The sequence below is a fragment of the Nocardioides potassii genome (assembly GCF_021648885.1).
GTDB lineage: Bacteria > Actinomycetota > Actinomycetes > Propionibacteriales > Nocardioidaceae > Nocardioides > Nocardioides potassii.
Genome location: NZ_JAKJHZ010000006.1, coordinates 75,884 through 98,284, shown reverse-complemented (window position 1 = coordinate 98,284; position 22,401 = coordinate 75,884). Strand labels below are relative to the sequence as shown.

General features: G+C 71.8%; 20 protein-coding genes. 14 read left to right on the top strand and 6 right to left on the bottom strand.

Features of this window, described 5'->3' with window-relative positions; all coding sequences use genetic code 11:
- The first annotated feature begins 71 nt into the window (after window positions 1–71).
- The 5 genes from L2K70_RS09805 to L2K70_RS09785 all read left to right on the top strand — a co-directional run bounded on the left by L2K70_RS09805 (window position 72) and on the right by L2K70_RS09785 (window position 9,788).
- On the top strand, window positions 72–1,451 hold the full coding sequence (locus L2K70_RS09805; protein ID WP_236401655.1) for an L-serine ammonia-lyase: 1,380 nt from the start codon (window positions 72–74) through the stop codon (window positions 1,449–1,451).
- A gap of 163 nt (window positions 1,452–1,614) precedes the next feature.
- On the top strand, window positions 1,615–4,467 hold the full coding sequence (locus tag L2K70_RS09800) for a hypothetical protein (RefSeq protein WP_236401654.1): 2,853 nt from the start codon (window positions 1,615–1,617) through the stop codon (window positions 4,465–4,467).
- 89 nt (window positions 4,468–4,556) lie between these two features.
- Window positions 4,557–5,579 carry an NADPH:quinone reductase gene (locus tag L2K70_RS09795; protein ID WP_236401653.1) on the top strand — a complete coding sequence of 341 codons (1,023 nt, stop codon included), beginning with the start codon at window positions 4,557–4,559 and terminating at the stop codon, window positions 5,577–5,579.
- A gap of 358 nt (window positions 5,580–5,937) precedes the next feature.
- Complete coding sequence (locus L2K70_RS09790) at window positions 5,938–7,656, top strand: methyl-accepting chemotaxis protein (RefSeq protein ID WP_236401652.1); 1,719 nt, start codon at window positions 5,938–5,940, stop codon at window positions 7,654–7,656.
- An 80-nt stretch (window positions 7,657–7,736) separates the two neighbouring features.
- Window positions 7,737–9,788, top strand: coding sequence for a sensor histidine kinase (locus L2K70_RS09785; protein WP_236401651.1), 2,052 nt, complete (start codon window positions 7,737–7,739; stop codon window positions 9,786–9,788).
- A 15-nt stretch (window positions 9,789–9,803) separates the two neighbouring features.
- Here L2K70_RS09785 and L2K70_RS09780 read toward each other — a convergent pair whose 3' ends face one another.
- Both L2K70_RS09780 and L2K70_RS09775 read right to left on the bottom strand, forming a co-directional pair.
- Entirely contained in the window at window positions 9,804–9,977 is a 174-nt protein-coding gene (locus tag L2K70_RS09780; RefSeq protein ID WP_236401650.1) for a hypothetical protein, read from the bottom strand.
- Between the two features lie 95 nt (window positions 9,978–10,072).
- Window positions 10,073–10,846 (bottom strand): hypothetical protein, encoded by a 774-nt coding sequence (locus tag L2K70_RS09775; protein ID WP_236401845.1) that lies wholly within the window; start codon window positions 10,844–10,846, stop codon window positions 10,073–10,075.
- 397 nt (window positions 10,847–11,243) lie between these two features.
- Here L2K70_RS09775 and L2K70_RS09770 point away from each other — a divergent pair, with 397 nt between their 5' ends.
- Window positions 11,244–11,933 carry an ANTAR domain-containing protein gene (locus L2K70_RS09770; protein ID WP_236401649.1) on the top strand — a complete coding sequence of 230 codons (690 nt, stop codon included), beginning with the start codon at window positions 11,244–11,246 and terminating at the stop codon, window positions 11,931–11,933.
- 4 nt (window positions 11,934–11,937) lie between these two features.
- On the opposite strand, the gene L2K70_RS21645 is transcribed toward L2K70_RS09770, so the two are convergent.
- Entirely contained in the window at window positions 11,938–12,966 is a 1,029-nt protein-coding gene (locus tag L2K70_RS21645; RefSeq protein WP_236401648.1) for an alanine racemase, read from the bottom strand.
- Between the two features lie 38 nt (window positions 12,967–13,004).
- On the opposite strand from L2K70_RS21645, the gene L2K70_RS09760 reads away from it, so the two are divergent.
- Genes L2K70_RS09760 through L2K70_RS09750 form a run of 3 tightly spaced genes read left to right on the top strand, consistent with a single transcriptional unit; the run spans window position 13,005 to window position 16,344 of the window.
- Window positions 13,005–15,275, top strand: coding sequence for an aminotransferase class III-fold pyridoxal phosphate-dependent enzyme (locus L2K70_RS09760; protein ID WP_236401647.1), 2,271 nt, complete (start codon window positions 13,005–13,007; stop codon window positions 15,273–15,275).
- A 57-nt stretch (window positions 15,276–15,332) separates the two neighbouring features.
- Window positions 15,333–15,854 (top strand): hypothetical protein, encoded by a 522-nt coding sequence (locus L2K70_RS09755; protein ID WP_236401646.1) that lies wholly within the window; start codon window positions 15,333–15,335, stop codon window positions 15,852–15,854.
- A 10-nt stretch (window positions 15,855–15,864) separates the two neighbouring features.
- The gene (locus tag L2K70_RS09750; RefSeq protein ID WP_236401645.1) at window positions 15,865–16,344 is read left to right on the top strand and encodes a DUF421 domain-containing protein; all 480 of its coding nucleotides are present in this window, start codon (window positions 15,865–15,867) and stop codon (window positions 16,342–16,344) included.
- A 7-nt stretch (window positions 16,345–16,351) separates the two neighbouring features.
- Here the strand turns inward: L2K70_RS09750 and L2K70_RS09745 are convergent, their stop codons facing one another.
- Window positions 16,352–16,795, bottom strand: coding sequence for an SRPBCC family protein (locus tag L2K70_RS09745; protein ID WP_236401644.1), 444 nt, complete (start codon window positions 16,793–16,795; stop codon window positions 16,352–16,354).
- Between the two features lie 75 nt (window positions 16,796–16,870).
- Between L2K70_RS09745 and L2K70_RS09740 the strand changes: the two genes are divergently transcribed.
- The gene (locus L2K70_RS09740; RefSeq protein WP_236401643.1) at window positions 16,871–17,350 is read left to right on the top strand and encodes a PPOX class F420-dependent oxidoreductase; all 480 of its coding nucleotides are present in this window, start codon (window positions 16,871–16,873) and stop codon (window positions 17,348–17,350) included.
- A 31-nt stretch (window positions 17,351–17,381) separates the two neighbouring features.
- A complete protein-coding gene (locus L2K70_RS09735; protein ID WP_236401642.1) occupies window positions 17,382–18,008 on the top strand; it encodes a rhomboid family intramembrane serine protease in 627 nt (208 codons plus the stop codon).
- Here L2K70_RS09735 and L2K70_RS09730 read toward each other — a convergent pair.
- Window positions 17,950–19,362 (bottom strand): FAD-dependent oxidoreductase, encoded by a 1,413-nt coding sequence (locus L2K70_RS09730; protein ID WP_236401641.1) that lies wholly within the window; start codon window positions 19,360–19,362, stop codon window positions 17,950–17,952. The genes L2K70_RS09735 and L2K70_RS09730 overlap by 59 nt on opposite strands.
- Window positions 19,363–19,551: 189 nt before the next feature.
- On the opposite strand from L2K70_RS09730, the gene L2K70_RS09725 reads away from it, so the two are divergent.
- Window positions 19,552–20,163, top strand: a complete 612-nt coding sequence (locus tag L2K70_RS09725) for a flavodoxin family protein (protein WP_236401640.1) — start codon at window positions 19,552–19,554, stop codon at window positions 20,161–20,163.
- A 3-nt stretch (window positions 20,164–20,166) separates the two neighbouring features.
- On the opposite strand, the gene L2K70_RS09720 is transcribed toward L2K70_RS09725, so the two are convergent.
- Entirely contained in the window at window positions 20,167–20,838 is a 672-nt protein-coding gene (locus L2K70_RS09720; protein ID WP_236401639.1) for an HAD family hydrolase, read from the bottom strand.
- Window positions 20,839–20,952: 114 nt separating this feature from the next.
- Here L2K70_RS09720 and L2K70_RS09715 point away from each other — a divergent pair, with 114 nt between their 5' ends.
- Both L2K70_RS09715 and L2K70_RS09710 read left to right on the top strand, forming a co-directional pair.
- A complete protein-coding gene (locus L2K70_RS09715; RefSeq protein WP_236401638.1) occupies window positions 20,953–21,660 on the top strand; it encodes a hypothetical protein in 708 nt (235 codons plus the stop codon).
- Between the two features lie 74 nt (window positions 21,661–21,734).
- Window positions 21,735–22,400, top strand: a complete 666-nt coding sequence (locus tag L2K70_RS09710) for a helix-turn-helix transcriptional regulator (RefSeq protein ID WP_236401637.1) — start codon at window positions 21,735–21,737, stop codon at window positions 22,398–22,400.
- Window position 22,401: the final 1 nt, after the last annotated feature.

The following is a 22,401-nucleotide window of genomic DNA, read 5'->3' as shown; positions in this document are numbered from 1 at the left end:
AAGCGTCACAGGCAACACCGCTCTTGTCCTCGACGCCCGCGAGCCCCATCATGGGCGACGGAGGGAGCGCGATGACCATCAGCGTGTTCGACCTGTTCAAGGTCGGGATCGGTCCGTCCAGCTCGCACACGGTCGGCCCGATGCGGGCGGCGTACCTCTTCGTCGACGGCCTGCGCGGGGACGGGCTGCTCGACCGGGTCGCCCGGGTCCACGTCGAGCTGTTCGGCTCGCTCGGCGCGACCGGGCACGGGCACGGCAGCGTGAAGGCGGTCGTCCTGGGCCTCGCCGGTGAGCAGCCCCACCTGGTCGACCCGGTCGCGGCCGACCCTGCGGTCCGGGCGGTCCGCGACACCGGGCGACTCCGTCTGGCCGGGACGCACGAGATCGGGTTCGACGCCGACGACGACGTCGTGCTGCACCGCAGGAAGCGTCTCGAGTTCCACACCAACGGCATGGTCTTCCTGGCGTTCGACGCGTCGGGCGGCGAGCTGCGCCGGCGCGAGTACTACTCCGTCGGCGGCGGCTTCGTGCTCGGCGAGGACGACCTCGGCAACCCCGCGGTCGTCCCGGACGACACCCCCGTGCCGTACGCCTTCTCGACCGCCGACGAGCTGCTGGCCATCACCCGCTCGACGGGGCTGCGGATCAGCGACGTGATGCTGGCCAACGAGCTGGTGCGTCGCTCCGAGGACGAGGTGCGCGGCGAGCTGCTGGCGATCTGGCAGGTGATGCGCGAGTGCGTCGACCGCGGCACCCGGGCGACCGGTGTGCTGCCGGGCGGGCTGAAGGTACGCCGTCGTGCGGGCGAGCTGAAGGCCAGGCTCGACGTCGAGTGGGCCTCCGGTGTCGCCGACCCCCTCATGGCGATGGAGTGGGTGACGCTCTACGCGCTGGCGGTCAACGAGGAGAACGCGGGCGGCGGACGGATCGTCACCGCGCCGACCAACGGTGCGGCCGGGATCGTGCCCGCAGTGCTCCTCTACTACCACCACTTCGTGCCCGGCGCGGACGACGACGGCGTCGTCCGCTTCCTGCTGACGGCTGCGGCGATCGGCCTGCTGTTCAAGGAGAACGCATCGATCTCGGGGGCCGAGGTGGGCTGCCAGGGCGAGGTCGGATCGGCCTGCTCGATGGCCGCCGCGGGTCTGGCCGAGCTCCTCGGCGGTACGCCGGAGCAGGTGGAGAACGCGGCCGAGATCGGCATCGAGCACAACCTCGGGCTCACCTGCGACCCGGTGGGCGGCCTCGTGCAGATCCCCTGCATCGAGCGGAACGCCGTGGCCTCGATCAAGGCGATCACCGCGGCCCGGATGGCCGTGCGCGGCGACGGCTCGCACCACGTCTCGCTCGACAAGGCGATCAAGACGATGCGCGAGACCGGGCGCGACATGAAGGACAAGTACAAGGAGACGGCGCGCGGGGGACTGGCCCTCAACGTCGTCGAGTGCTGAGCGATCCGCCGCCCGATCGGACGCACCGGAGGTCTTCCCCCGTAGGGAGGCCTTCCGCGAAATCGCTCCGGTCTGCGCTCTCGTCAGCATGCGACTTTAGTCGTACGTTGAGTTTCGCCATGGGGTCCACAAGACGCCGCTGGACGAGACCAAGGGATGAACCATGCCACGTCGAACCGCTCGTCGCCTCGCCCTTGCCGGCGCGGCTGTCCTGGCCCTGACGGCCACCGCCTGCTCGGGATCGCCGGGGTCGCCCGGATCGCCGGGGAAGGATCCCGATCGCGCGGAGTCTGCGGCGGAGCACCGGCTGCCGATGAAGGCGCGCGAGCTGCTCGAGTACGGCCGCGAGGGTGCCGAGAGCGAGGAGGCCGAGCACGAGATGGGCATCCAGGGCGAGGCCGGCGGCGAGTCGGTGGAGGCCCGCACGGCGTCCGAGCAGTTCGCCCAGGCTCGCACCGCCCCCGGGATCGTGAACCCCGACGGCTACCGGCAGGCGCTCGCGGCGCTGAACGCGCTGACCCCGGTCGGCGGCGCGTGGACCGAGGTCACCAACGTCCCCTACAACGCCGACGACACCCGCTTCCGCGACTACTACTCGAACTCGTCCGGCGGGTCGGGCAACGTCACCGGCCGGGTCACCGGCCTGGCGTCCGACGACGACGGCTACGTCTACGAGGGCGGAGCCAACGGCGGGGTGTTCCGCGCCCACCTCACCGGCACGGGAGCGTCCTCCGCGCAGGTCTGGACGCCTATCAGCGACCAGCTCGGCAGCCTCTCCACCGGCGACCTGCGGCTGGCGCCGAACAACCAGGGCAGCCTCTGGCTGTCCACGGGCGAGGCGAACACCGGCGCCACGTCGTACGTCGGGCAGGGGGTGTACGCGCTCTCCGACCCGCGCACCGGCACCTTCCGGCCGCAGGACAAGGTCGGCACCGAGGAGCTCGACTCCACGACGATCAACGCCCTGCGCTTCGACAAGGCCGGGACGACCGTCTACGCCGCGACCAGCCGAGGCGTGTGGAGCCACAGCACCAACCTCGCCCGCCGCAGCGAGCCCTGGACGTTCCTCTTCGCGCCCAACCCCGAGATGATCAAGAAGACGACGTCGGGCGACGGCGCGACCACCGTGATCAAGGAGGGCGCGTACGCCGACGAGCCCTACGCCAACGCTCCCTACGCCAACATCGTCAACGACATCGCAGTCGACCCGAAGGACGCGAAGCACATCGTCGCCGCGATCGGGTGGCGCAGCGGGGCACTGAGCTTCCCGGCCCCGGTGGGGACGATCTACTACAACGGCTTCTACGAGTCGCGCGACGCCGGCGCGACGTGGAAGAGGGTCAAGCTGCAGGGTACCCTTCCCGCCGACGACGTCGGCAACGTGACGCTGCAGTACTCCGCCGACTCGTCGCGGGTCTACGCGATCAACCAGTCACCGCGCCTGCTCAACAAGACCACCGGCACCGCGAACACCGTGCTCGACGGCGTCTACGTCTCCAGGAGCGGCAACCCCGCTGGCCCGTGGACCCGGATCGCGACCTCGGAGAAGCTCGCGGCATCGGGCTCCGCGCTCAAGCAGGCAGTCGGCGGCAAGGGCTACGGGCCCGGCATCCAGGCCTGGTACAACCAGTCGCTGGTCGTCGACCCGGCCGATCCCGAGCACCTCTTCGTCGGCCTCGAGGAGGTCTACGAGTCCCGCAACGGCGGATCCACGTGGAAGACGATCGGGCCGTACTGGAACTTCTACTTCAGCTGCTGGGGCACCGACTTCAGCCAGGACTTCGCCGGCTGCAGCCAGACCACCCACTCCGATCAGCACTCGGCGTCGATCGGTCTCAGCGGCGGCAAGGCGATGGTCTACATCGGCAACGACGGCGGCGTCTACCGGCGCCCGGCCAACAGCCGAGCCGCCGACAGCGAGGGACACGCCACCGACTGGCAGAGCCTCAACGACGGGTCCAACGACAACCTCCAGTACTACGCGGTGGGTGTGGGTGCCGCGAAGCCCTCCACGCTGCAGCAGGCCGGCACCTACATCGGTGGCAAGTCCCTGCCGGCGGGCGACCCGATCGTGTCCGGAGGCCTGCAGGACAACGGCGGCTCGATCACCTTCGAGGGCTCGGGCGAGATGTCGTCGAACTTCGGCGGTGACGGCGGCGACGTGCTCGTCGACCCGGGCGACGGCTGCAACATCGTCCAGGAGTACGTCTACCTGTCGATGCGGGTGACCAACACCTGTGCGGCGCAGAGCGACCCGGCCGCGTTCTCGGACACGGCGAAGGCGACCACGCGAGACATCGCCCCGCCCGACACGAACGCCCGCTTCATCGCTCCGTTCGCGGCCTCGGGCAGCGACATCAACACCTGGATCGCCGGCGGTGCGCACGTCTGGAAGCAGACGCAGGGCTTCGCGATCGAGGACGGCTCCGCCTGGACGTCGATCGCCGACCTCACGAAGTTCTCCTCCACGGCAGTCGCAACTGCCGTCGCCGCCCAGGGCAACACCTACGTCGCGGGCTGGTGCGGACCGTGCAACAACTCCGGCTTCAAGCGGGGCCTGGTCATCGGCAACCTGACGACGGGCACGCAGGACGTCGTCAAGCTGGACAACCTCCCCAACCGCTACATCGGTGGTGTGGCCGTCGACCCGAGCAACGAGAACCGTGTCCTGGTGGCGCTCGGCGGCTTCTCCCGCCGGTTCACCGAAGGACCGGGCGCCGGCACCGGCCACGTGTACGAGTACACCAAGGGCGCCGACGGCTCGTGGACCGCGACCAACATCTCCGGCAACCTGCCCGACCTCCCGGCGAACTCGGTGAAGGTGCTCCCCTCGGGCGGTCTCCTCGTCGGCACCGACCTGGCGGTCTTCTACCGGGCTCCGGGCCAGACGGGCTGGCAGCGGCTGGGGACGGGCCTCCCGCTGACGACCGTGATGGACGTCGAGGTCTACGAGAGCTCGCTGTACGTCGCCACGCACGGCCGCGGCATCTGGAAGACGGCGCTGCCGACCAGCTGACGGGTGCGGGTCGTCGGACCCGCCGGGCATATCCCGGCGGGTCCGACGGTTGGGCCAGCCGTACCGGATCCCGAGGGGAAGGACTCCTGATGCGTGCTGTGGTCTACACCGAGAGCGGCGACGCCTCCGTGCTCGAGCTGGTCGAGAGGGAGCCGGCGGAGCCCGGTCCCGGCGAGGTCCGGGTGCGGATCGTCCGCGCGGGCGTGAACCCCACCGACTGGAAGTTCCGCGCCGGCGGCATGGGTGAGCTCGCGTTCCCCGAGATCGTGCCCGGCCAGGACGGCGCCGGCGTGGTCGACGCCGTCGGCCCCGACGTCACGGACCTCGCCGTCGGCGACCGCGTCTGGACGATGCTCGCCCAGCACCATCGTCCCGGTGGCACCGCGCAGGAGCAGGTCGTCATCCCGGCCGAGCGCGTGACGGTGCTGCCCGCCTCGACGTCGTACGACGTCGGGTCATCGCTCGGCGTCCCCGCGGTCACCGCCCACCGCGCCCTCACCACCTCCGAGGACGGCCCGGACCGGCTCGCCCCCGGCGCGCTGGACGGCCACATCGTCCTCGTCGCCGGTGGGGCCGGCGCCGTCGGCAACGCGGCCATCCAGCTCGCCCGTTGGGCCGGAGCGACCGTCATCAGCACGGTCAGCAGCGACGAGAAGGGCGGCCTCGCGACCGCTGCCGGCGCCCACCACGTCGTCAACTACCGCGACGGTGACACGGAGGCGGCGATCCGCGACCTCGCGCCCGACGGCGTCGACCTCGTCGTCGAGGTCGCGCCCGCCCAGAACCTCGACCTCGACCTCGCGGTGATCAAGCCCCGCGGCACGATCGCGGTCTACGCCAACAACGGCGGCGACGAGGTGACGATCAGCGTGCGGAGGACCTTCTCGACCAACGCACGCTTCCAGTGGGTCCTGCTCTACACGGTCGGCCAGGAGGCCCTCCGTCGCGCGGCGGACGACATCACCGCAGCCTTGGCGGACGGCGCCTTCGGTGTCGGCGAGGACCACGGCCTGCCCCTCCACCACTACCCGCTCGAGCAGACCGCCGACGCGCACAGCGCCGTCGAGGGCGGGGCCGTCGGCAAGGTGCTCATCGACGTCGGGGAGGACTGAGGCGTCCGGCCTGGCGCAACGTCATGGCGGGTAGGGGACATCGGGGCCGTTCGGGCACGTCCGGACGTAGTCCCACGACCACTCGGAACCGAGCGCAACCCAACGGGACGTTCGCCCGGGCGAAACCACCCGTCAGTGCTACGAGCCCCCGACACGAGTGGGCCATCACCTCGCACACCGACGGGTTGTCCTGGGGCGCCGAGAGTCCCCCACCCGTGCGTGTCGCTCAACTGGGGCCCGCAACCGTCGACAGGTGACAACAGAACCCCCGTAACGCGCACCGCCACCACCGCCGGCCGGCCCCACGAACCGTGCACGCAGGTGCTGATCGTGTGACGCCAGCCCCGAGAGGGACCCGATGGCCCTGCTGACCACCCCCACCCGTCCCTCCGATGTCCCGACAACGCCCCGCAGCGGGGCGTCACGGGTGAACGGCCTGCAGACCTCTGCCCAGCACGGCCGGCAAGCAGTCCCTCGTCCCGCCAGGGGACTGGTCGGGAGGTTCAAGAACCTCCGCACCGCGCACAAGCTGCTGGCGGGATTCTCCGTCGTCGCCGTCCTCATGATCGTCGTCGGCGTCACGGGACTGGTCCGGCTCGCGGAGTCGGCCGACCGCATCGACGTCATGTACGAGGACAACCTCAAGGCCATCGCCTACCTCGTCGACGTGCAGCGCGACCTGGTCGTCGTCTCCGACACCGTGCACGAGGCTGCTCTCTCAGGTGAACCCGTCACCGACCAGCTCCGCTCCGACGTGGCCGACCTCGACGCCGCCCTGGACGCGTCGTGGGCGAAGTACGTCGACACAGATCCGAAGGGGATGGAGGCCGCGACGACCGCATTCACCGACGCCATCGATGACTACCGCAGCATTCGCGACGACCAGCTGCTCCCACAGGTCGGCACCGCGCCGGCCGACGAGGTCATCGCGACGATGCAGGACCGCCTCGGTCAACCCGAGAACACAGCGCTGGAAGCGCTCGCCGACATCGCGACCGGCGAGACCGCGGCGGCCGACGCGTCGATGGAGGACTCACGAGCGGCGTACCGCTCAGACCGGACCTTCACGATCTTCATGCTGCTCACCGCGACCGGGCTCGCCATGGCCATCGCCCTCGGTATCGGCCAGCTCGTCTCCCGGCCGCTGCAGCGCACCGTCGACCTGCTCGAGGAAGTCGCCGCCGGACGCCTCGACCACCGACTCGAGGTCGAGTCCGCCGACGAGGTCGGGCGCATGAGCGCAGCACTCAACGCCACCATCGCCAAGCTCGGCGCGATGCTCCAGCAGATGGACCACAACGCCCAGTCGCTCGCCGCAGCCTCCGAGGAGCTGTCCGCGGTGTCCGGTCAGATGTCCGGCACCGCAGCGGACTCCTCCGCGCAGGCCGAGATCGTGTCGGCGGCCGCCGAGGAGGTCTCCCGCAACGTGCAGACCGTCGCGACCGGCACCGAGGAGATGTCTGCGTCCATCCGCGAGATCTCCGCCAGTGCCTCCAACGCCGCCTCCGTCGCCGCCCAGGCTGTTGCGGTGGCCGAGTCCACCAATGCGACCGTCGCCAAGCTCGGCGAGTCGTCCAGCGAGGTCGGCAACGTCGTCAAGGTCATCAACGCGATCGCCGAACAGACCAACCTGCTCGCCCTCAACGCCACCATCGAGGCCGCTCGCGCGGGAGAGGCCGGCAAGGGCTTCGCAGTCGTCGCCAGCGAGGTCAAGGAGCTCGCACAGGAGACCGGCAAGGCCACCGAGGACATCAACCAGCGCATCCAGGCCATCCAGGGCGACACCGACGCCGTCGTCGACGCCATCGGTGACATCGCCGACATCATCGGTCGCATCAACGACACCCAAGCCATCATCGCCTCCGCCGTGGAGGAGCAGACCGCCACCACCAACGAGATGAGCCGCAACATCTCGGAGGCCTCCATCGGCTCGACCGACATCGCCGCCAACATCACCGGCGTCGCGCGCACCGCCTCCGACACGATGTCCGCTGCCGGCAGCACCAGCGAAGCCGCTGACGAGCTCGCCAAGATGGCCGCAGAGATGCGCTCACTGGTCGGGCAGTTCACCTACTGACCAGCATCCGCTCGCTGTGTCGATGTGGGAGCTTGCCCGTTTCGCCCCGCGTCGGTGATCTTGTGCCCCACAATGCACATGTGGGAGCGCTTGTCGGGCGGTCGGCGATCTGGGCCTTGCTGTACGCCGCTGCGGTCGTCCTGGGACGCCAGACCGCTCTTCCCGAGACGGGTCTCGCCCTGTTCTGGCCGGCAGCCGGGGTCGCGGCACTGTGGATCCAGCGATCGCCGGGTCGGCTGCTGGTGGTCAACACCGCGACGCTGTTCGTGACGACCGTGGTCGTCAACGCCGCCTCGGGCGTCGCGTGGGTCCCGGCTCTGGTCTTCGGCCTGGCAAACGTCACTGTCGGCTGCACGGTGCGGCGTGTCCTCGCGTGGGCGTTGCCGTCGTTGCGCACGGCCACCGCCCGCTCCCAGCGCGCCGAGGCCATGGGCTCCATCCACGGGGTCGTGGCGTTGGCCCAGGCATCCGTGGCGGCGGGACTGACCAGCGCGCCGTTCGGGATGCTCGCCGGCTTCCTCATCACCGATCAGGCCACGGCTGTCGGGGTGTTCGCCTGGGTGCTGCGCAACACGACCGGCGTGTTCGTCGTCGCCGGCGTCGTGCTCGCTGTCATCGCTGCCCGCCATGCGCACCGGCCGGGCGCGTCGTGGTCGAGCGTCGTCACGAACGAGGACCGGCCCAACGGCACGATCGACCTCGCCACGACGGTGGTCCTCGCTGCCGCCACGCTGTGGGTGGTCTTCGCGAGCAACCACGGCCTGCCCCTGTCGTTCGTGCTCGTCGCGGTCGGCGCCTTCGTCGGGTTCCGCTTCTCGCCGGTCATCGCTGCCGTGCTGACCACGGCGGCCGGAGTGTTCGCCGTCCTCGCGTCCCTGAACGGCACCGGCCCGTTCGGAACCATCCAGGACCCCCTCGTCCGGTCGCTGGTCGTCCAGGCGTACGTTCTCATCCAGGCGGTCATCAGCCTGACGCTGTCGTGGGCGGTGCGTGAGCGCCACGACGTGACCCTGGAGCTCTCCGAGGCGCGCCGGCAGGCCGACGAGCGGGCGCAGCTCCTCGACGCCGTCACGAACCGACTCGAGCACGGCATCGCTGTGATCGACGCTGCAGGCCACATCCTGGTGCAGAACCCCGCTGCGGTGCGCCTCGTACCGAGCCCGCAGGGCCGCATCACCCCCGACGACCATCCATCGGCCTACGGTGTCCACCGGGCGGACGGTGGCCCGATGACCCCGGAGACGATGCCCCACTCGGTCGCCCTGGCCACCGGCGAGAGCGTCACCGCCGAGCTGGTGGTGCGGCGGGACGGAGCAGCCGACTCGTACGTCGCCGTGCGCGCGGACCCCCTTGACCTCGACGGCGACCCGACGCGGCGCCTCGCGGTGGTGTCGTTGCGCGACGACACGGCGTACCGCCGGCAGGTCGACGAGCTCGAGACCTTCTCGGCCGCTGTCGCGCACGACCTGCGCAACCCGCTGGCCGCGATGCAGTCGTGGGTCGAGGTCCTCACCGAGCACCTCACCGAGCAGGCAACCCTGGACGACGGGGCCCGAGAGGCAATCGGTCGCATCGCTGCGACTGGTGAGCGCATGTCCACGCTCATCGACGACCTCCTCGCCTACGCGAGGGCAGGCAGCGCGCCACTGGACGTCAGGCAGGTCGACCTCGACGACGTGGTGGACGAGGTCGCGCAGGAGATCGTCGCTGCCACCGACCGCGGCGCCCTCGTGCGCGCGAACGGCCTCGGCACCGTCGCCGGCGACCCCACGCTGCTGCGCCAGGTGCTCGCCAACGTGATCGGCAACGCGGTGAAGTACACCGCGGACGACGTCGTCCCGGTCATCGGCGTGCAGGCCGAGCACTCTCCCGACGGCGTGGTCGTCCGCGTGACGGACAACGGCATCGGAGTCCCCGAGCACCTGCAGGCCACGGTCTTCGAGCCCTTCGCCCGCGTCTCCGGCACGTCCTCCGGCCGGACGGGCAGCGGCCTCGGCCTGGCGCTCTGCGCCCGCGCCGTGCAGAGGCACGACGGCACCATCCAGCTGACGTCCGGGCCCGGTGGCACCGGGTCCACCGTCACCATGTGCTTCCCTGCGAGGACCGGCCAGGACCTGATAGCCACCGCCTGACGTCGAGCCGGCAGGTCAGTCGGGCACGTACTCCAGGAGCGGGTCGGCGTAGAGCTCGACCCCGTGCTCGATGGCGTCGGCCATCGCCTCGGCCTGGCGGTTGGTCAGCCTGCTCGTGCCGGCGTGGTCGACGAGGTCGGTGGCGCGGTCCAGCAGCTGCCTTGCCGACAGCTCGTCGGCCGTGTGCAACGGGCGATCGAGGTGGGGAGCGGTGGACGGGAGCCGGTGCCGAGCTCAAGCAGCCCCCGCCGAGGTCGGCGGGGGCTGCTCGTCGTGCTCAGGAACTACTCGTGGGTCTTGCCCGCCGAGGCGTAGAAGGAGACGCAATCACCCTGGTTGACGAACGTGCCGGCGGTGAAGTTGGTCGCCCAGCCGTTGCCCTTGCAGTCCGCCTTGTCGAAGGCCCGGGGACCGAAGTCGTAGGTCGTCTCGCCGACGGTCAGTGAGTCGACGCCCGCGAGGAGGCCGGCGTTGCCCGAGCCGGTGCCAACGGTCAGCGCCGTGATCGTGGCAGCCGGGTTCTCCGCGATGATGGTGCTGAGCGGGACGAAGCTGTCGAAGGCCGACGTCACGCCGGGCATCGCTCTGGTGGACCACCACTTGGCGTCTCCGCCCGCCTGCCAGCTCTGCCACGTGCCGTCGACCACGGCACCCTGGTCGGTGTTGTAGACCGGCTCGAAGACGATGACCGCGTACCCGCCGGTGGCCGCGCCGTTGAAGTCGATCGTCGCCTTGATCGCAGCGGTCTGCACCGCGTTGGAGGTGGAGGATGCGGCGCGGTAGGTCCGGTAGGCGGCGTTGCTGAGGGTGGACAGGGGAGCGCCCGCGACGGTCGTCGTGGTCAGCTCGGCCTTGTCGGATGTGCCGGGAGTGTTCAGCTGCAGGGCGCCGACCCCGGCGAAGTCCGTGCCGAAGGCCACGGTGCCGCCGCTGGTGCTGGAGTTGGACCAGGTGGAGCCCAGCGAGGCCTCGTTGACGGCGACGGTCGTCGCGGCCAGGGCGGGGCCGGCGAAGGCGACGGCCGCGAGGAGAGGAAGTGCGAGCAGTGATGTGCGCAAGATGAAGAACCCCCATGTCGAGTGATCGGGCCTGGTTGCGCCCCGCGCCCCGATCGCCCGTGGCGACCAATGGATGCAGTCGGGTCTGACCGTGCCCCCGCGCCGAGTGGCGCCCGCCGAGTATGTGCCACTCCGGATCGGTGTACGCCGCCCACTTCCCGCAGATTGCGTCAAGGACGTCCTTACATTCGATGTCTGGCCACACCAGGGGGTGGGCGTGAGGGCTCGGCGTCGGCGCGGACGGCGTGGACAGCCGGCCGGCAAGAGATGTCGTGGTGCCCGGTCCTGGCGGTCAAGCCGTCGGAGTGAGACCGGGCTTGGCACCCAGTTGGACGCCGGTGAGAATGTCTGCTCGGAGAAGCCCGCCGGGGTGGTGGGCGAGCAGAGGAGTCATGTCTTGTCCGCGGAGCGCACCACCACGACGGAGTTCGCCGACCTCGCCCGGGCGCTGGGCGCGGCGGACGGGGAGAACGACCGGTTGATGCTCGCGGTCGAGGCGGCCGTCGAGCTGATCCCGAACTGCCTGCACGCGGGGGTCACGATCAACCGCGGCGGCCACTGCCACACGCTCGCATCGTCGGGCGAGCTGCTGCGGGTGATCAACGAGCTGCAGAACGAGCTCGACGAGGGTCCCTGCCACACGCCGGACCGCACGGAGGAGGTCGTGGTCGTCGACGACCTCGCCACCGACGACCGCTTCGCCACCTGGGGTGCCCGGGTGCACGCCGAGCACCAGCTCGCGACCGTCGCCTCGATCCTCGTCTTCACCGCCCGCGGTTACTACGGGACCATGAGCATCTACGGGACCGGGCCGCACGCCTTCGACGAGGACGACCTCGCGACCGCGCAGGCGCTGGCCGGTCACCTCGCCGTGGCCATCGCCGCCGGCCGCGAGATCGACGGCATGGGGGTGGCGCTGCAGAGCCGCACGGTCATCGGGCAGGCCGAGGGCATCCTCATGGAGCGGCTCGGGGTCGACGTCGACCAGGCGCTGGCCTACCTCAAGCGCGTGTCCTCGCAGACCAACACCAAGCTCGTGCAGGTCGCCTCCGAGATCGTGCGGACGCGACAGCTCCCCGGGGCCTGACGCCTCAGGTGTTGGCGCCCCGCGCGTCGACCGGCCACGTGGCGTCGCCGACGACGTACGCATCGGCGAGGTTGACCGTCGTGCAGACGTGGTTCGGTACGACGCGCACGCGGGTGCCGCGCGGGGCGTCGAAGCCCGTCACCGTCGCGTGGTGCTCGGACAGCGCGACGATCCTGGCGTCCGGGTGGTCGAGCAGGCGCCCGTGCCCGGTGGCGTACGACGCCCGGTCCGCGCCGAGGACCTTGCTGCCCGCGTCGAGGACCACCCGGTCGGGGTAGCGACCGACGACGGTCGCGACGACGGTGAGGGCGACGTCCGCAGGCGAGACCACGCCCAGCTCCCACTGCTGCGCGTCGCCGAGGGCGTACACGCCCGGCCGCACCTCGGTGAGCACGTCGCCGTCCGCGAACTCGACCGAGGGCGTCGACCCGCCGCTCACCGCGTCGCAGGTCAGACCGGCCGCGAGGAGCGCCTCGCGGGCGGCAGCCAGCTCGCGCCGCTCGTCCGCGGCGGCCGAGGCGCGGGCGTCGGGGGAGTAGGAGTGGCCGGGGAAGGTGAAGACGCCGTCGACCGTCAGCCCGGCGTCGGCGGCCGCGGTCGCCACCTCGGCGGCCGACGCGGCAGGTACGCCGCTGCGGTGGTGGCCGCTGTCGACCTCGATCCGGACGCGCAGGCCCGCGGAGGCGAGGGGTGCGAGGTGGCTCGTCGACTCGACGGAGTCGACTCCGACCGCGACCGACGCCCGCGAGAGCACGTCGCGCAGCCGAGCGGCCCGCTCGTCGTCGACCCACAGCGGGTAGGCGATGAAGAGGTCGTCGCAGACCTCCGCGAAGACCTCGGCCTCGGCGACCGTCGCGACGGTGAGACCGACCGCCCCCGCGGCGAGCTGGCGTCGCGCGACCTCGAGCGACTTGTGGGTCTTGGCGTGCGGCCGCAGCGCGAGTCCAGCACGATTCGCGGCCGCCTGCATGGCGTCGACGTTGCGGTCGAGGATCTCCGGGTCGACGAGGACGTGGGGCGTCGGTCTGCTCACGCCGCCATGCTCCCGCACCGAACCCCTACTCTTCGCGGGTGACGCACGACGTGCTGGACGAGCCCGCGCCCCGCCTCTCGACCGACGCCGTACGACGGCTCGCCGAGAAGCACTGGGGCGTGACCGGGGACGTCACACCACTCTCCAGCGAGCGCGACGCGAACTTCCTCGTCGCCGGCGGCCACGTCCTCAAGGTCGCCAACCCCGCGGAGTCGCGAGCGCTCGTCGAGATGGAGGTGGCGGCGATGGCGCACGTGGCCGCGACCGCCCCCGACCTCCCGGTGCCGCGCACGGTCCCGGCGGGTGGTGAGGACATCGTCGCGATCACCGACGACGGGGGTCGCGCCTGCCTCGCCCGGCTCATCACCACCGTGCCGGGCGAGCAGCTCGAGGGTCAGGTCGTCACCGAGGACCTCGCCGAGCAGGTCGGTGCGGCCACCGCCCGGACCGCCCGGGCACTCCGTGGCTTCTTCCACCCCGCCGCGGCGAGCCGCGAGCTCGACTGGGAGGTGACCGCACTTCCACGCGTCGCTGCGAGGTGGGGGCTCACCGCCGACGACCCGCTCCACCCGGTCGTCGAGCGCGTCTCAGCGGCGCTCCCACGGCTGGCGTCGCTGCCCTCCGGGATCCACCACGCCGACGTCACGCTGACCAACCTGCTCGCCTCGGACCGCCGCATCACCGGGGTCATCGACTTCGGTGACCTGCACTTCACGGCAGACGTCGCTGACCTCGCGGTCGCACTCACGTCGGTGCTGCGCAACACCAGCGAGACCCAGGTCGCGACCCCGTGGGAGCTCGCGGCCGCGACGCTCCGCGGCTACCAGCGCCTCCGGCCGCTCTCCCACGCCGAGGTCGAGGTGCTCGGCGAGCTCGTGCTGTCCCGGCTGGTGCTCGGCACGCTCATCTCCCGTGGCCGCGCGGCCGCCCACCCCGACAACACGGCGTACATCACCCAGTACGACGACGCCAACACGCGTACGACCACCGAGCTCGCGCGGCTGTCCCCGCCAGAGCTGGCGCGACGGCTGCACCGGCTCGCCGGCACCGGCGCGGCGGCGCCGGGCGACGACGTCGCGGACCGGCGGGCGGCAGCCATGGGTGGTGCGGTGGCGCCGCTGTTCTACGACCAGCCCCTGCAGATCGTCGGCGGTGAGGGCCCGTGGCTCACCGCGGCGGACGGCCGGCGCTACCTCGACGCCTACAACAACGTCGCCGTCGTCGGGCACGCCGACCCCGTGGTGGTGCAGCGCGTCGGCCGCCAGCTCGGACGCCTCAACACGCACTCGCGCTACCTGCACCCCGAGGTCGTCGAGCTCGCCGAGCGCATCGTCGCGACGATGCCGGACGGGCTCGACACCGTCCTGTTCACCACCTCCGGCACCGAGGCCAACGAGCTGGCGTGGCGGCTGGCCACCGAGTGGACCGGCGGGACGGGCGCGCTGATCGCCGAGCACGCCTACCACGGCACGACCCGGTGGATGGCCGACCTCAGCTCCAACGAGTGGCCGCCCGGGCACCGGCCCGAGGCGGTCGGCACCTTCCGTGCGCCGCTGGCCGGTGTCGACCTGTCCGCTGACGCGACGACCGCGATGGTCCGCGCAGCCTGGCAGGACGTGCGCGGGACGGGGCATCGGCCGGCGCTGCTGCTGGCCGACTCCGGCTTCACCAGCGAGGGCGTGCACGACGCCCCGCGGTCGTACGTCGAGGGGCTGCGCGACGGCGCCCACGCCGAGGGGGCGCTGTGGCTCGCCGACGAGGTGCAGATCGGCTACGGCCGCACCGGCCCGGCGATGTGGCGCTTCGCCGCCTCGGGCGCCGTGCCCGACCTGGTGACCCTCGGCAAGCCGATGGGCGCGGGCTACCCGATCGGTGCGGTGGTCACCCGGCGCGAGGTGGTCGACCGGTTCGCCGGGCGGTGGGAGTACTTCTCGACGTTCGCGGCGACCCCGGCCGCCGCGGCGGCCGGCAACGCCGTCCTCGACGTGCTGGAGGACCGCCGCCTGCCCGAGAAGGCCCTGGTCACGGGTTCGCACCTCGCCCGGCGGCTGCGCGAGCTGTCCGCGACGACCGACCTGCTCGGTGACGTCCGGGCGTTCGGCCTCGTCGCCGGGGTGGACGTCGTCGATCGCCCGACCGCGCGTCGACTGCTCCAGGCCCTGGTCTCCCGCGGCGCGCTCGCCGGGCTCACCGGACCGCGCGGCGACGTGCTCAAGGTGCGCCCGCCCCTCGTCTGGGACGAGTCCCACGTCGACGTCTTCGCGGCTGCCCTCGCAGGAGCGGTGGAGGACGCCAGCCGGCGCGGGTGAGGCGTCGTCCGAGCGTGTCATCCCGCGCCGCGGCTGCGGCGGTGCTACACCGAGAGGGTGCAGCTACCTGGTTCGACGCTCGACGGGGTCGAGACGGCCGCGGACGAGCGGAGCGCCCTGTGGGGGCGCCGCGCCTTCCTGTGCCTGCTTCTCGCCTTCGTGCTCGCCGGGGCGGCCGGGCTGCTGGGCGTCCGCTCGGCCACTGCGACCGCCGAGTCCGACGGCTACCGGCTCGACGTCACCTACGCCCGGGTCGCGCGGGCCGGTCTCGACGTCCCGTGGCACGTCGTGGTCACGCACCCGGGCGGGTTCGGCAAGGAGGTCACCATCGCGGTGACCGGCGACTACTTCGACATCTACGAGACGCAGGGCTTCACGCCCGACCCCTCGACGGGCGTGCGCGACGGCGACACGCTCTACCTGACCTTCGACGCCCCGGACGGCGACGTCCTCACCGTCGACTACGACGCCTACATCCAGCCCTCGAGCCAGGTCGGTCGCGACGCGACGGTCGCGGTCGTCGACGCCGACCTCGCGGCGCTCGTGTCCGTCGACATCACCACCCACCTGCTGCCCTGAGGAGTCCGACGTGGAGATAGTGGTGCGGGCGCTGGTGCTCTTCGCCTTCCTCTGGATCGTCACGCGCGCCGTGGGTCGGGCGACCCTCGGCGAGCTCAGCACCTTCGAGCTGCTGCTCTACGTGACGATGGGCGACCTGGTCCAGCAGGGCGTGACGCAGCAGGACTACTCGATCACCTCGGCCGTCCTCGCCGTCGGCACCTTCGCGCTCCTGACGGTCGCCCTGTCCTGGCTGCAGTGGCGCTACCCCCGCGTCCGTCCGGTCGTCACCGGCCGGCCGCTCCTCGTCGTGGAGGACGGCCGGCTGGTCGAGGACGCCATGAGGGCGCAGCGGCTCGCCACGGCCGACCTCCTCGTCGCTGCACGCGAGCAGGGCATCCGGCACACCTCGCAGATCGAGTACGCCGTGCTCGAGTCCGACGGCAAGCTGTCCTTCTTCACCTACGACGACTCGGACTCCGGCGCGTCGGAGAAGCCGCCGCAGGGCTAGCTGCAGGTCAGGCCAGGCGGTTGAGCACCGTCGTCATGTCGTCCTCGGTGTCGCTGCCGATCTTCTCGAAGACGACCTTCATGACGGGGTCGACCAGCTTGGCCGCACCCTTCATCTCGATGTTCGCCTCGTAGGTGATCCGGCTGCCCGGGCCGTCGGGGCTCGGCACGACGGTGATGGTGTCGGTGGAGGTCGCGGTGTCGTTGCGGCCGACCAGGACGATCGTGTCGTCGCTCAGCTGCTCGAGGGTGTAGTCGAGCTCGGTGCTGACGCCGGCGATCTTGGAGGTGTTGTGCCAGGTCGACCCGACCTGGACGGGGCCGGTGCCGTCGGTGCGGGTGCAGGACTCGGTGCCGGGGTCCCACTCCTCGGCGTTGCTGAAGTCCTTGAGGTAGTCGATGACGACGGAGGGCTGCGGACGGACGTCGAAGGTGCGGTTCACAGTGGTCATGCCCCGACGGTAGGCAGGTCGGCTGGCGTCACAGGTCGCCCGGAGGGGTGGCCCGAGCCGCGCTAGCCTCGACGGATGGCCCCCTCGATCGCGACCAACACCGACGTCGACCTCGAGCAGCTGCTGGAGTTCGTCCGCCCGCGGCACCGGATGGTCCTGATGACCCGCCGCGCCGACGGCTCGCCGCAGGCCTCTCCGGTGGCGGGGGGCGTCGACGACAGCGGCCGGATCGTCGTCGCGACCTACCCGCAGCGGGCCAAGACCCGCAACGCCCGCAGGCGCCCCGAGGTCTCGGTGCTGGTCCTGTCGGACGAGTGGGACGACGCGTGGGTGCAGGTCGACGGCACCTGCGAGGTCCTCGACGCCGCCGACGGCGACGAGGCGCTCGACGGCTTCGTGGAGTACTTCCGCAACATCGCGGGCGAGCACTCCGACTGGGACGAGTACCGCACGGCGATGGTCGAGCAGGGCAAGTCGCTGCTGCGGATCACGCCGACGCGGTGGAGCACCGTCTCGACCGGCGGCTTCCCGCCCGAGGTCGCCGCGGGCCGCTGACGGCTTGGCCCGCCTTGCGACGATGAGGGGCATGCAGACGCAGGTGAGGCAGCGCCGTGACTCGTGGCAGTCGGCCGCGCTGGTCACGGTGGTCTTCGTCGCCCTGCTGTGGGTGCTGGAGGTCGTCGACACCGCGACCGGCCACGCCCTCGACCCGTACGGCGTCCAGCCCCGCACGGAGGACGGACTGATCGGGGTCGCCGTGGCCCCCCTGCTCCACTTCGGGTTCGGCCACCTGGTCAGCAACACCGTCCCGGTCGCCGTGCTCGGCTTCCTGACCCTGGCCACGGGCGTGGCGCGCGGGCTGCTCGCCAGCGCGATCATCTGGGTCGTCGGCGGGCTCGGCGTCTGGGTCTTCGCTCAGCCCGGCAGCAACCACGCCGGCGCCTCGGTGCTGGTCTTCGGCTGGATCGTCTACCTCGTCGTGCGCGGGTTCCTCAACCGGAACGGCACCGAGATCCTCATCGGCGTCGCGGTGTTCCTGCTCTACAGCGGAGCGCTGCTCGGCGTCCTGCCCGGCCAGCCGGGCGTCTCGTGGCAGGGCCACCTCTTCGGTGCGATCGGCGGCTTCCTCGCGGCCCGGGTGCTGACCCGGCGGGTCACCGCTTCCGCAGAGGCCGGGTGGCAGGACCCTCCAGCACCTCGCCGTCGCTGGTGAACCTCGACCCGTGGAGGGGACAGTCCCACGTCTCCTCGGCGTCGTTCCACTTCAGCAGCCCGCCGAGGTGCGTGCACACGCCGACCACGCCGCACGCCCTCGCCTGCGCCGGACCCGACGTTCCGGGCAGCCGCTCGCGCACGGTCCGGGCGGCGCCCGCCGCGACGGCGGCACCGACGCCCGCGTTGATCCGCGCCAGCTCGGCGGCGTTGCTGACGGCAGCACCGCGCCCGTGCAGCACCTCCGCCCAAGGCGGTACCTCTCCGAGGATGTCGGCGGAGATCGTGCGGGCCGAGGCGACCGCGTTGGTCATGCCCCACTTCTCGTAGCCGGAGGCCACGTGGATGCGGCTGCCGCGGGTGATCGGTCCGACGATCGGCACCCCGTCGGGCGAGGAGTAGTCCTGCGCCGACCAGTGGTGGGTCTCGGTCGTCGTCGGGTACCACGAGTCCGCCCAGGAGCGGAGCGCGTCGAGGTGGGCCAGGTGGGACCTGGTGCGTCCGACGACGTGACCGCTGCCGCCGACGACCAGGACACCGCCCGGGGCGTCGCGCACGGACCGCGAGTCCGAGCCGGCCGAGAGATACATCCCGTCCATCGGCTCGGCGCCCTCCAGCGCGATGACGTACGAGCGCTGCGGCTCGAGCCGGGCGAAGTGCAGCCCCCGGTCGAGCACCGGTGTACCGGTGGCGAGGACGACGTGCTCCGCCTCGAGCTCCTGGCCGGCGTCGAGCCGGACGACGGGACTGCCGCCCTTCGACACCGACCGCACGCGGTGGCCCTGGTGGATCGTCCCGCCGTGCTCGCGCAGCTGCTGGGCGAGCGCGCCGAGCACGTCCATGGCGTCGAGCTGGGCCTGGTCGGCGAGCGTGGTCGCACCGACGTGCGGGAACGGGACGTCGAGGGAGTCGCGCCACCCGACCGGCAGCCCGAGGGCGACGGCGGCCCGGTGCTCGGACTCGACCGACGACAGCTCGCTGTCGTCGGCGGCGTACGTCACCGCCGTCCGCCGCTGCACGGGGACGCCGTGGTCGTCGCAGAAGCGCAGCAGCCACTCCATGCCCTCGCGGTTGGAGTCGACGTAGGCCGCGGCGATCTCGTCGCCGCGGTGCCGTCGGATGCGGGAGAGGTGAGTGCCCTGGAGCAGCGAGACCTTCCCGGTCGTCCGGCCGGTGGTGACCGCGCCGACCTCCCGGGCCTCGACGCACGCCACCCGGAGGCCGGCGCGGGCGAGGAGGAGCGACGTGGTCAGCCCCGTCAGCCCGGCGCCCACGACCACCACGTCGAGGTCCTCCGTGGTGGGCAGGGGGTCGTCGGTCAGCGGCTGGGCGCGGTCGAGCCAGAGCGAGGTCATGCGCCTCCGTACCCGATCGACCCGCCGGCAGTCGTCGGGGCCGGCGCGCATGCATCACGTCCCGGGGGGTACCTGTGGGGCGGTCGAGGTCCGTCGAGGACTCCCGCCGTACGCCGTGTCGTGGGGTCCTCGACGGATCTCGCAGTGCGCCGGGCTGCATGCCTGTGGCACGGCCGGGTACGGGCGGGCATGACAGACCTCTCCTGCCTCGTCCTCAACTGCACGCTCAAGGCCACCCCGTCCGAGTCGAGCAGCCAGCTCCTCGGCCAGCAGGTGCTCGACGCCTTCCGCGACCTCGGTGTCATGGGCACGATCGAGCGCGTCGTCGACCACGACGTCCGCTTCGGCGTGAGCACCGACGAGGGCGACGGCGACGGCTGGCCGGCCCTGCGCCGGAAGATGCTCGACGCCGACATCCTCGTGATGGTCGCCCCGATCTGGATGGGCCAGCCCTCCTCGGTCGCGAAGGTGGTCCTCGAGCGGCTGGACGCCGAGCTGTCCGAGACCGACGACGAGGGCCGGCTGCTGACCTTCGGCAAGGTCGCCGGGGTGGGTGTCGTCGGCAACGAGGACGGGGCGCACCACGTCAGCGCCGAGCTCTTCCAGGGACTGAACGACGTCGGCTTCAGCCTGCCGCCGCAGGCCGTGACCTACTGGGTCGGCGAGGCCATGCAGGCCGTCGACTACAAGGACCTCGACGAGACGCCCGAGAAGACCGTCGGCACGACCGAGGTGCTCGCGCGCCACGCGACGCACCTGGCCCGGCTGCTCAAGGAGTCGCCGTACCCGGCAGGTGACTGACGATCAGGGCTTGCCGAGCGGCGCGTCGTCCAGGTGGTCGAGGAGGTCGCGCGGCCCGGCGTGCACGGTCGTGGCGCCGGCGGCGAGCAGCCGCTCGGCGCTGACGCCGCCGCTGCGCAGCCCGATCGAGCTCGCGCCGGCGTTGACGGCCGACTCGATGTCCCAGGTGGCGTCCCCGATGACGACTGCGGGTCCGCCGCCCGCCCGCTCGATGGCGAGCGCCACCATGTCGGGGGCGGGCTTGGTCGCGGCCTCGTCGGAGCCGGTGACCACCGCCTCCAGCTGGTGGCCGACACCGACGATCTCCAGGAGCTGGTCGACCAGGCCGGACTCCGACGAGCTGGCCAGCACGACCCGGTGGCCGCGCTCGACGAGTCCGTCGACGAGCTCGGGGGCGCCGTCGAGCGGGCAGATGGTCCTCAGCCCGGCCTCGAAGTAGGTGTCGTGGAGACGTCGTACCTCGTCGCCCACCGCGGTCTCCGCTGAGTCCCCGGCCACCGCGGCCACCAGGCGGTCGCCACCCATGCCGATCGCCTCGTGGATCCGTACGGCGCCCACGTGCAGGCCGACGTCGTGGAAGGCGGCCTGCCACGCGACGACGTGCTGGTAGACCGAGTCGACGAGGGTGCCGTCGAGGTCGAGGACGACCGCCGGGCGTGCGGATGCGGTGCTCACGGGGGCGCCGTACCCCGATGGGCGGGTGGCATGCGCATGAGGGCCGGGACGAGGAGGGGCGGGTCCGACCGCCCGCGCGGGTGTGGTGTGCCCGGTGGGCGCGGAGGACCATCGATGACACGAGACGACCAGGACGACCAGGACTACCCGACGGCGGAGGGTGACCCCGTGGAGCTGCTGCCCCAGAGCAGGGAAGCGCTGGACGAGTACGTCACGCCGTCCGTCGACGACGTCGAGGGCCTCCTGCGCGTCATCGAGGGCTGGGCCGTGCGGACGGTCCCCGAGTGCGTCGCGCTCAGCGTGACGCTGCTCGACGACGATCTCACCTTCACCCTCGTCGACCCCGACCGTGCGGGTCGCCCGTCCGATCCGGACCCGGACGGCGAAGCCCAGCAGGACGGTGACTTCGTCCTCGACGAGCGCGAGTGGGCGGAGATGGCGCGTGAGCGCGCGTTCGCAGGGATCGCCAGCACGGTGTGCCTCCCCGTCGTCGAGAAGGGCCGGGCGGTGCTCAACATCGACCTGTACGCCTCCACCGCCCACGCCTTCCACGACCGCATCGAGGGGCTCGTCTCCGCGCTGGGCGCGTGGCAGGCCGGCGCGGTGACCAACGCGGACCTGGGCTTCGAGACGCGCCGGCGAGCGGAGGCGGCCCCGGAGCGGCTGCGGGTGCAACGCCTCGTGGACGTCGCGATCGGCCTGGTGGCCGCGCGCGTCGGGGTCACGACCGACGACGCCGCCGGCCTGCTCAACCAGGCGGCGGACAAGGCGGGGGTCACCGAGTCCCAGGCCGCGACCGTGGCGCGGGTGCTGCTGGCCTGACCGGCGCAGGACCACGTCCGGCACCCTGCAGGACCGGGTGCGTATGCGCCACGCCCATCGGGGTACCTCCGGGCATGGATCGACAGGGCACCACCGCACCCCGGCACGTCAAGGTCGCGATCATGGACGAGAGCGAGCTCGTCGTCCACGGCATCCGCGCCATGTTCGAGCCGCACTCCGCCGTCATCTCGGTCGTGCCCTACCGCACCACCGGACCGGCGCCGCTGTGCGACCTGACCCTCTACGAGCCGTCTGCCCAGCGGCGTACGACGTCCGCGCCGCAGCGCTTCCCCACCCGCATGGTCGCCTTCGGCTGGGACTGCAGCCCCGAGGCCGTGTCGACCGAGATGTCGCGCGGCGCGGCGGGCTTCGTCAGCAAGTGGCTGCCCACCCGGCGCCTGATCTGGAACCTGCTGCAGATCGCCGACGGCCGCGTCATCGTCGACGCGTGGTCGGGCAAGGGCGAGCCCGTCCGGCCGAGCGCCGAGAAGTGGCCGCTGACCCACCGCGAGACCGAGGTCCTCTCGATGATCGCCTCGGGCCTGGCCAACCGCGACATCGCCGAGCAGACCAACCTCAGCATCAACTCGGTGAAGTCCTACATCCGCGGCGCCTACGCCAAGATCGAGGTGACCTCGCGGTCGCAGGCGGTCCTGTGGGCGATCCAGCACGGACTGCTGATGGGTGGCGACGCGGACGCACCGAAGCCGCGCGTCGCGACGCCGATCGCCCGGGTCTGAC

Bases quoted from the DNA above. Each gene is read 5' to 3' on its own strand.
- L2K70_RS09805 (WP_236401655.1), top strand. From the start codon at position 72: ATGACCATCAGCGTGTTCGACCTGTTCAAGGTCGGGATCGGTCCGTCC.
- L2K70_RS09800 (WP_236401654.1), top strand. From the start codon at position 1,615: ATGCCACGTCGAACCGCTCGTCGCCTCGCCCTTGCCGGCGCGGCTGTC.
- L2K70_RS09795 (WP_236401653.1), top strand. From the start codon at position 4,557: ATGCGTGCTGTGGTCTACACCGAGAGCGGCGACGCCTCCGTGCTCGAG.
- L2K70_RS09790 (WP_236401652.1), top strand. From the start codon at position 5,938: ATGGCCCTGCTGACCACCCCCACCCGTCCCTCCGATGTCCCGACAACG.
- L2K70_RS09745 (WP_236401644.1), bottom strand. From the start codon at position 16,795: ATGACCACTGTGAACCGCACCTTCGACGTCCGTCCGCAGCCCTCCGTC.
- L2K70_RS09740 (WP_236401643.1), top strand. From the start codon at position 16,871: ATGGCCCCCTCGATCGCGACCAACACCGACGTCGACCTCGAGCAGCTG.
- L2K70_RS09735 (WP_236401642.1), top strand. From the start codon at position 17,382: ATGCAGACGCAGGTGAGGCAGCGCCGTGACTCGTGGCAGTCGGCCGCG.
- L2K70_RS09730 (WP_236401641.1), bottom strand. From the start codon at position 19,362: ATGACCTCGCTCTGGCTCGACCGCGCCCAGCCGCTGACCGACGACCCC.
- L2K70_RS09725 (WP_236401640.1), top strand. From the start codon at position 19,552: ATGACAGACCTCTCCTGCCTCGTCCTCAACTGCACGCTCAAGGCCACC.
- L2K70_RS09715 (WP_236401638.1), top strand. From the start codon at position 20,953: ATGACACGAGACGACCAGGACGACCAGGACTACCCGACGGCGGAGGGT.
- L2K70_RS09710 (WP_236401637.1), top strand. From the start codon at position 21,735: ATGGATCGACAGGGCACCACCGCACCCCGGCACGTCAAGGTCGCGATC.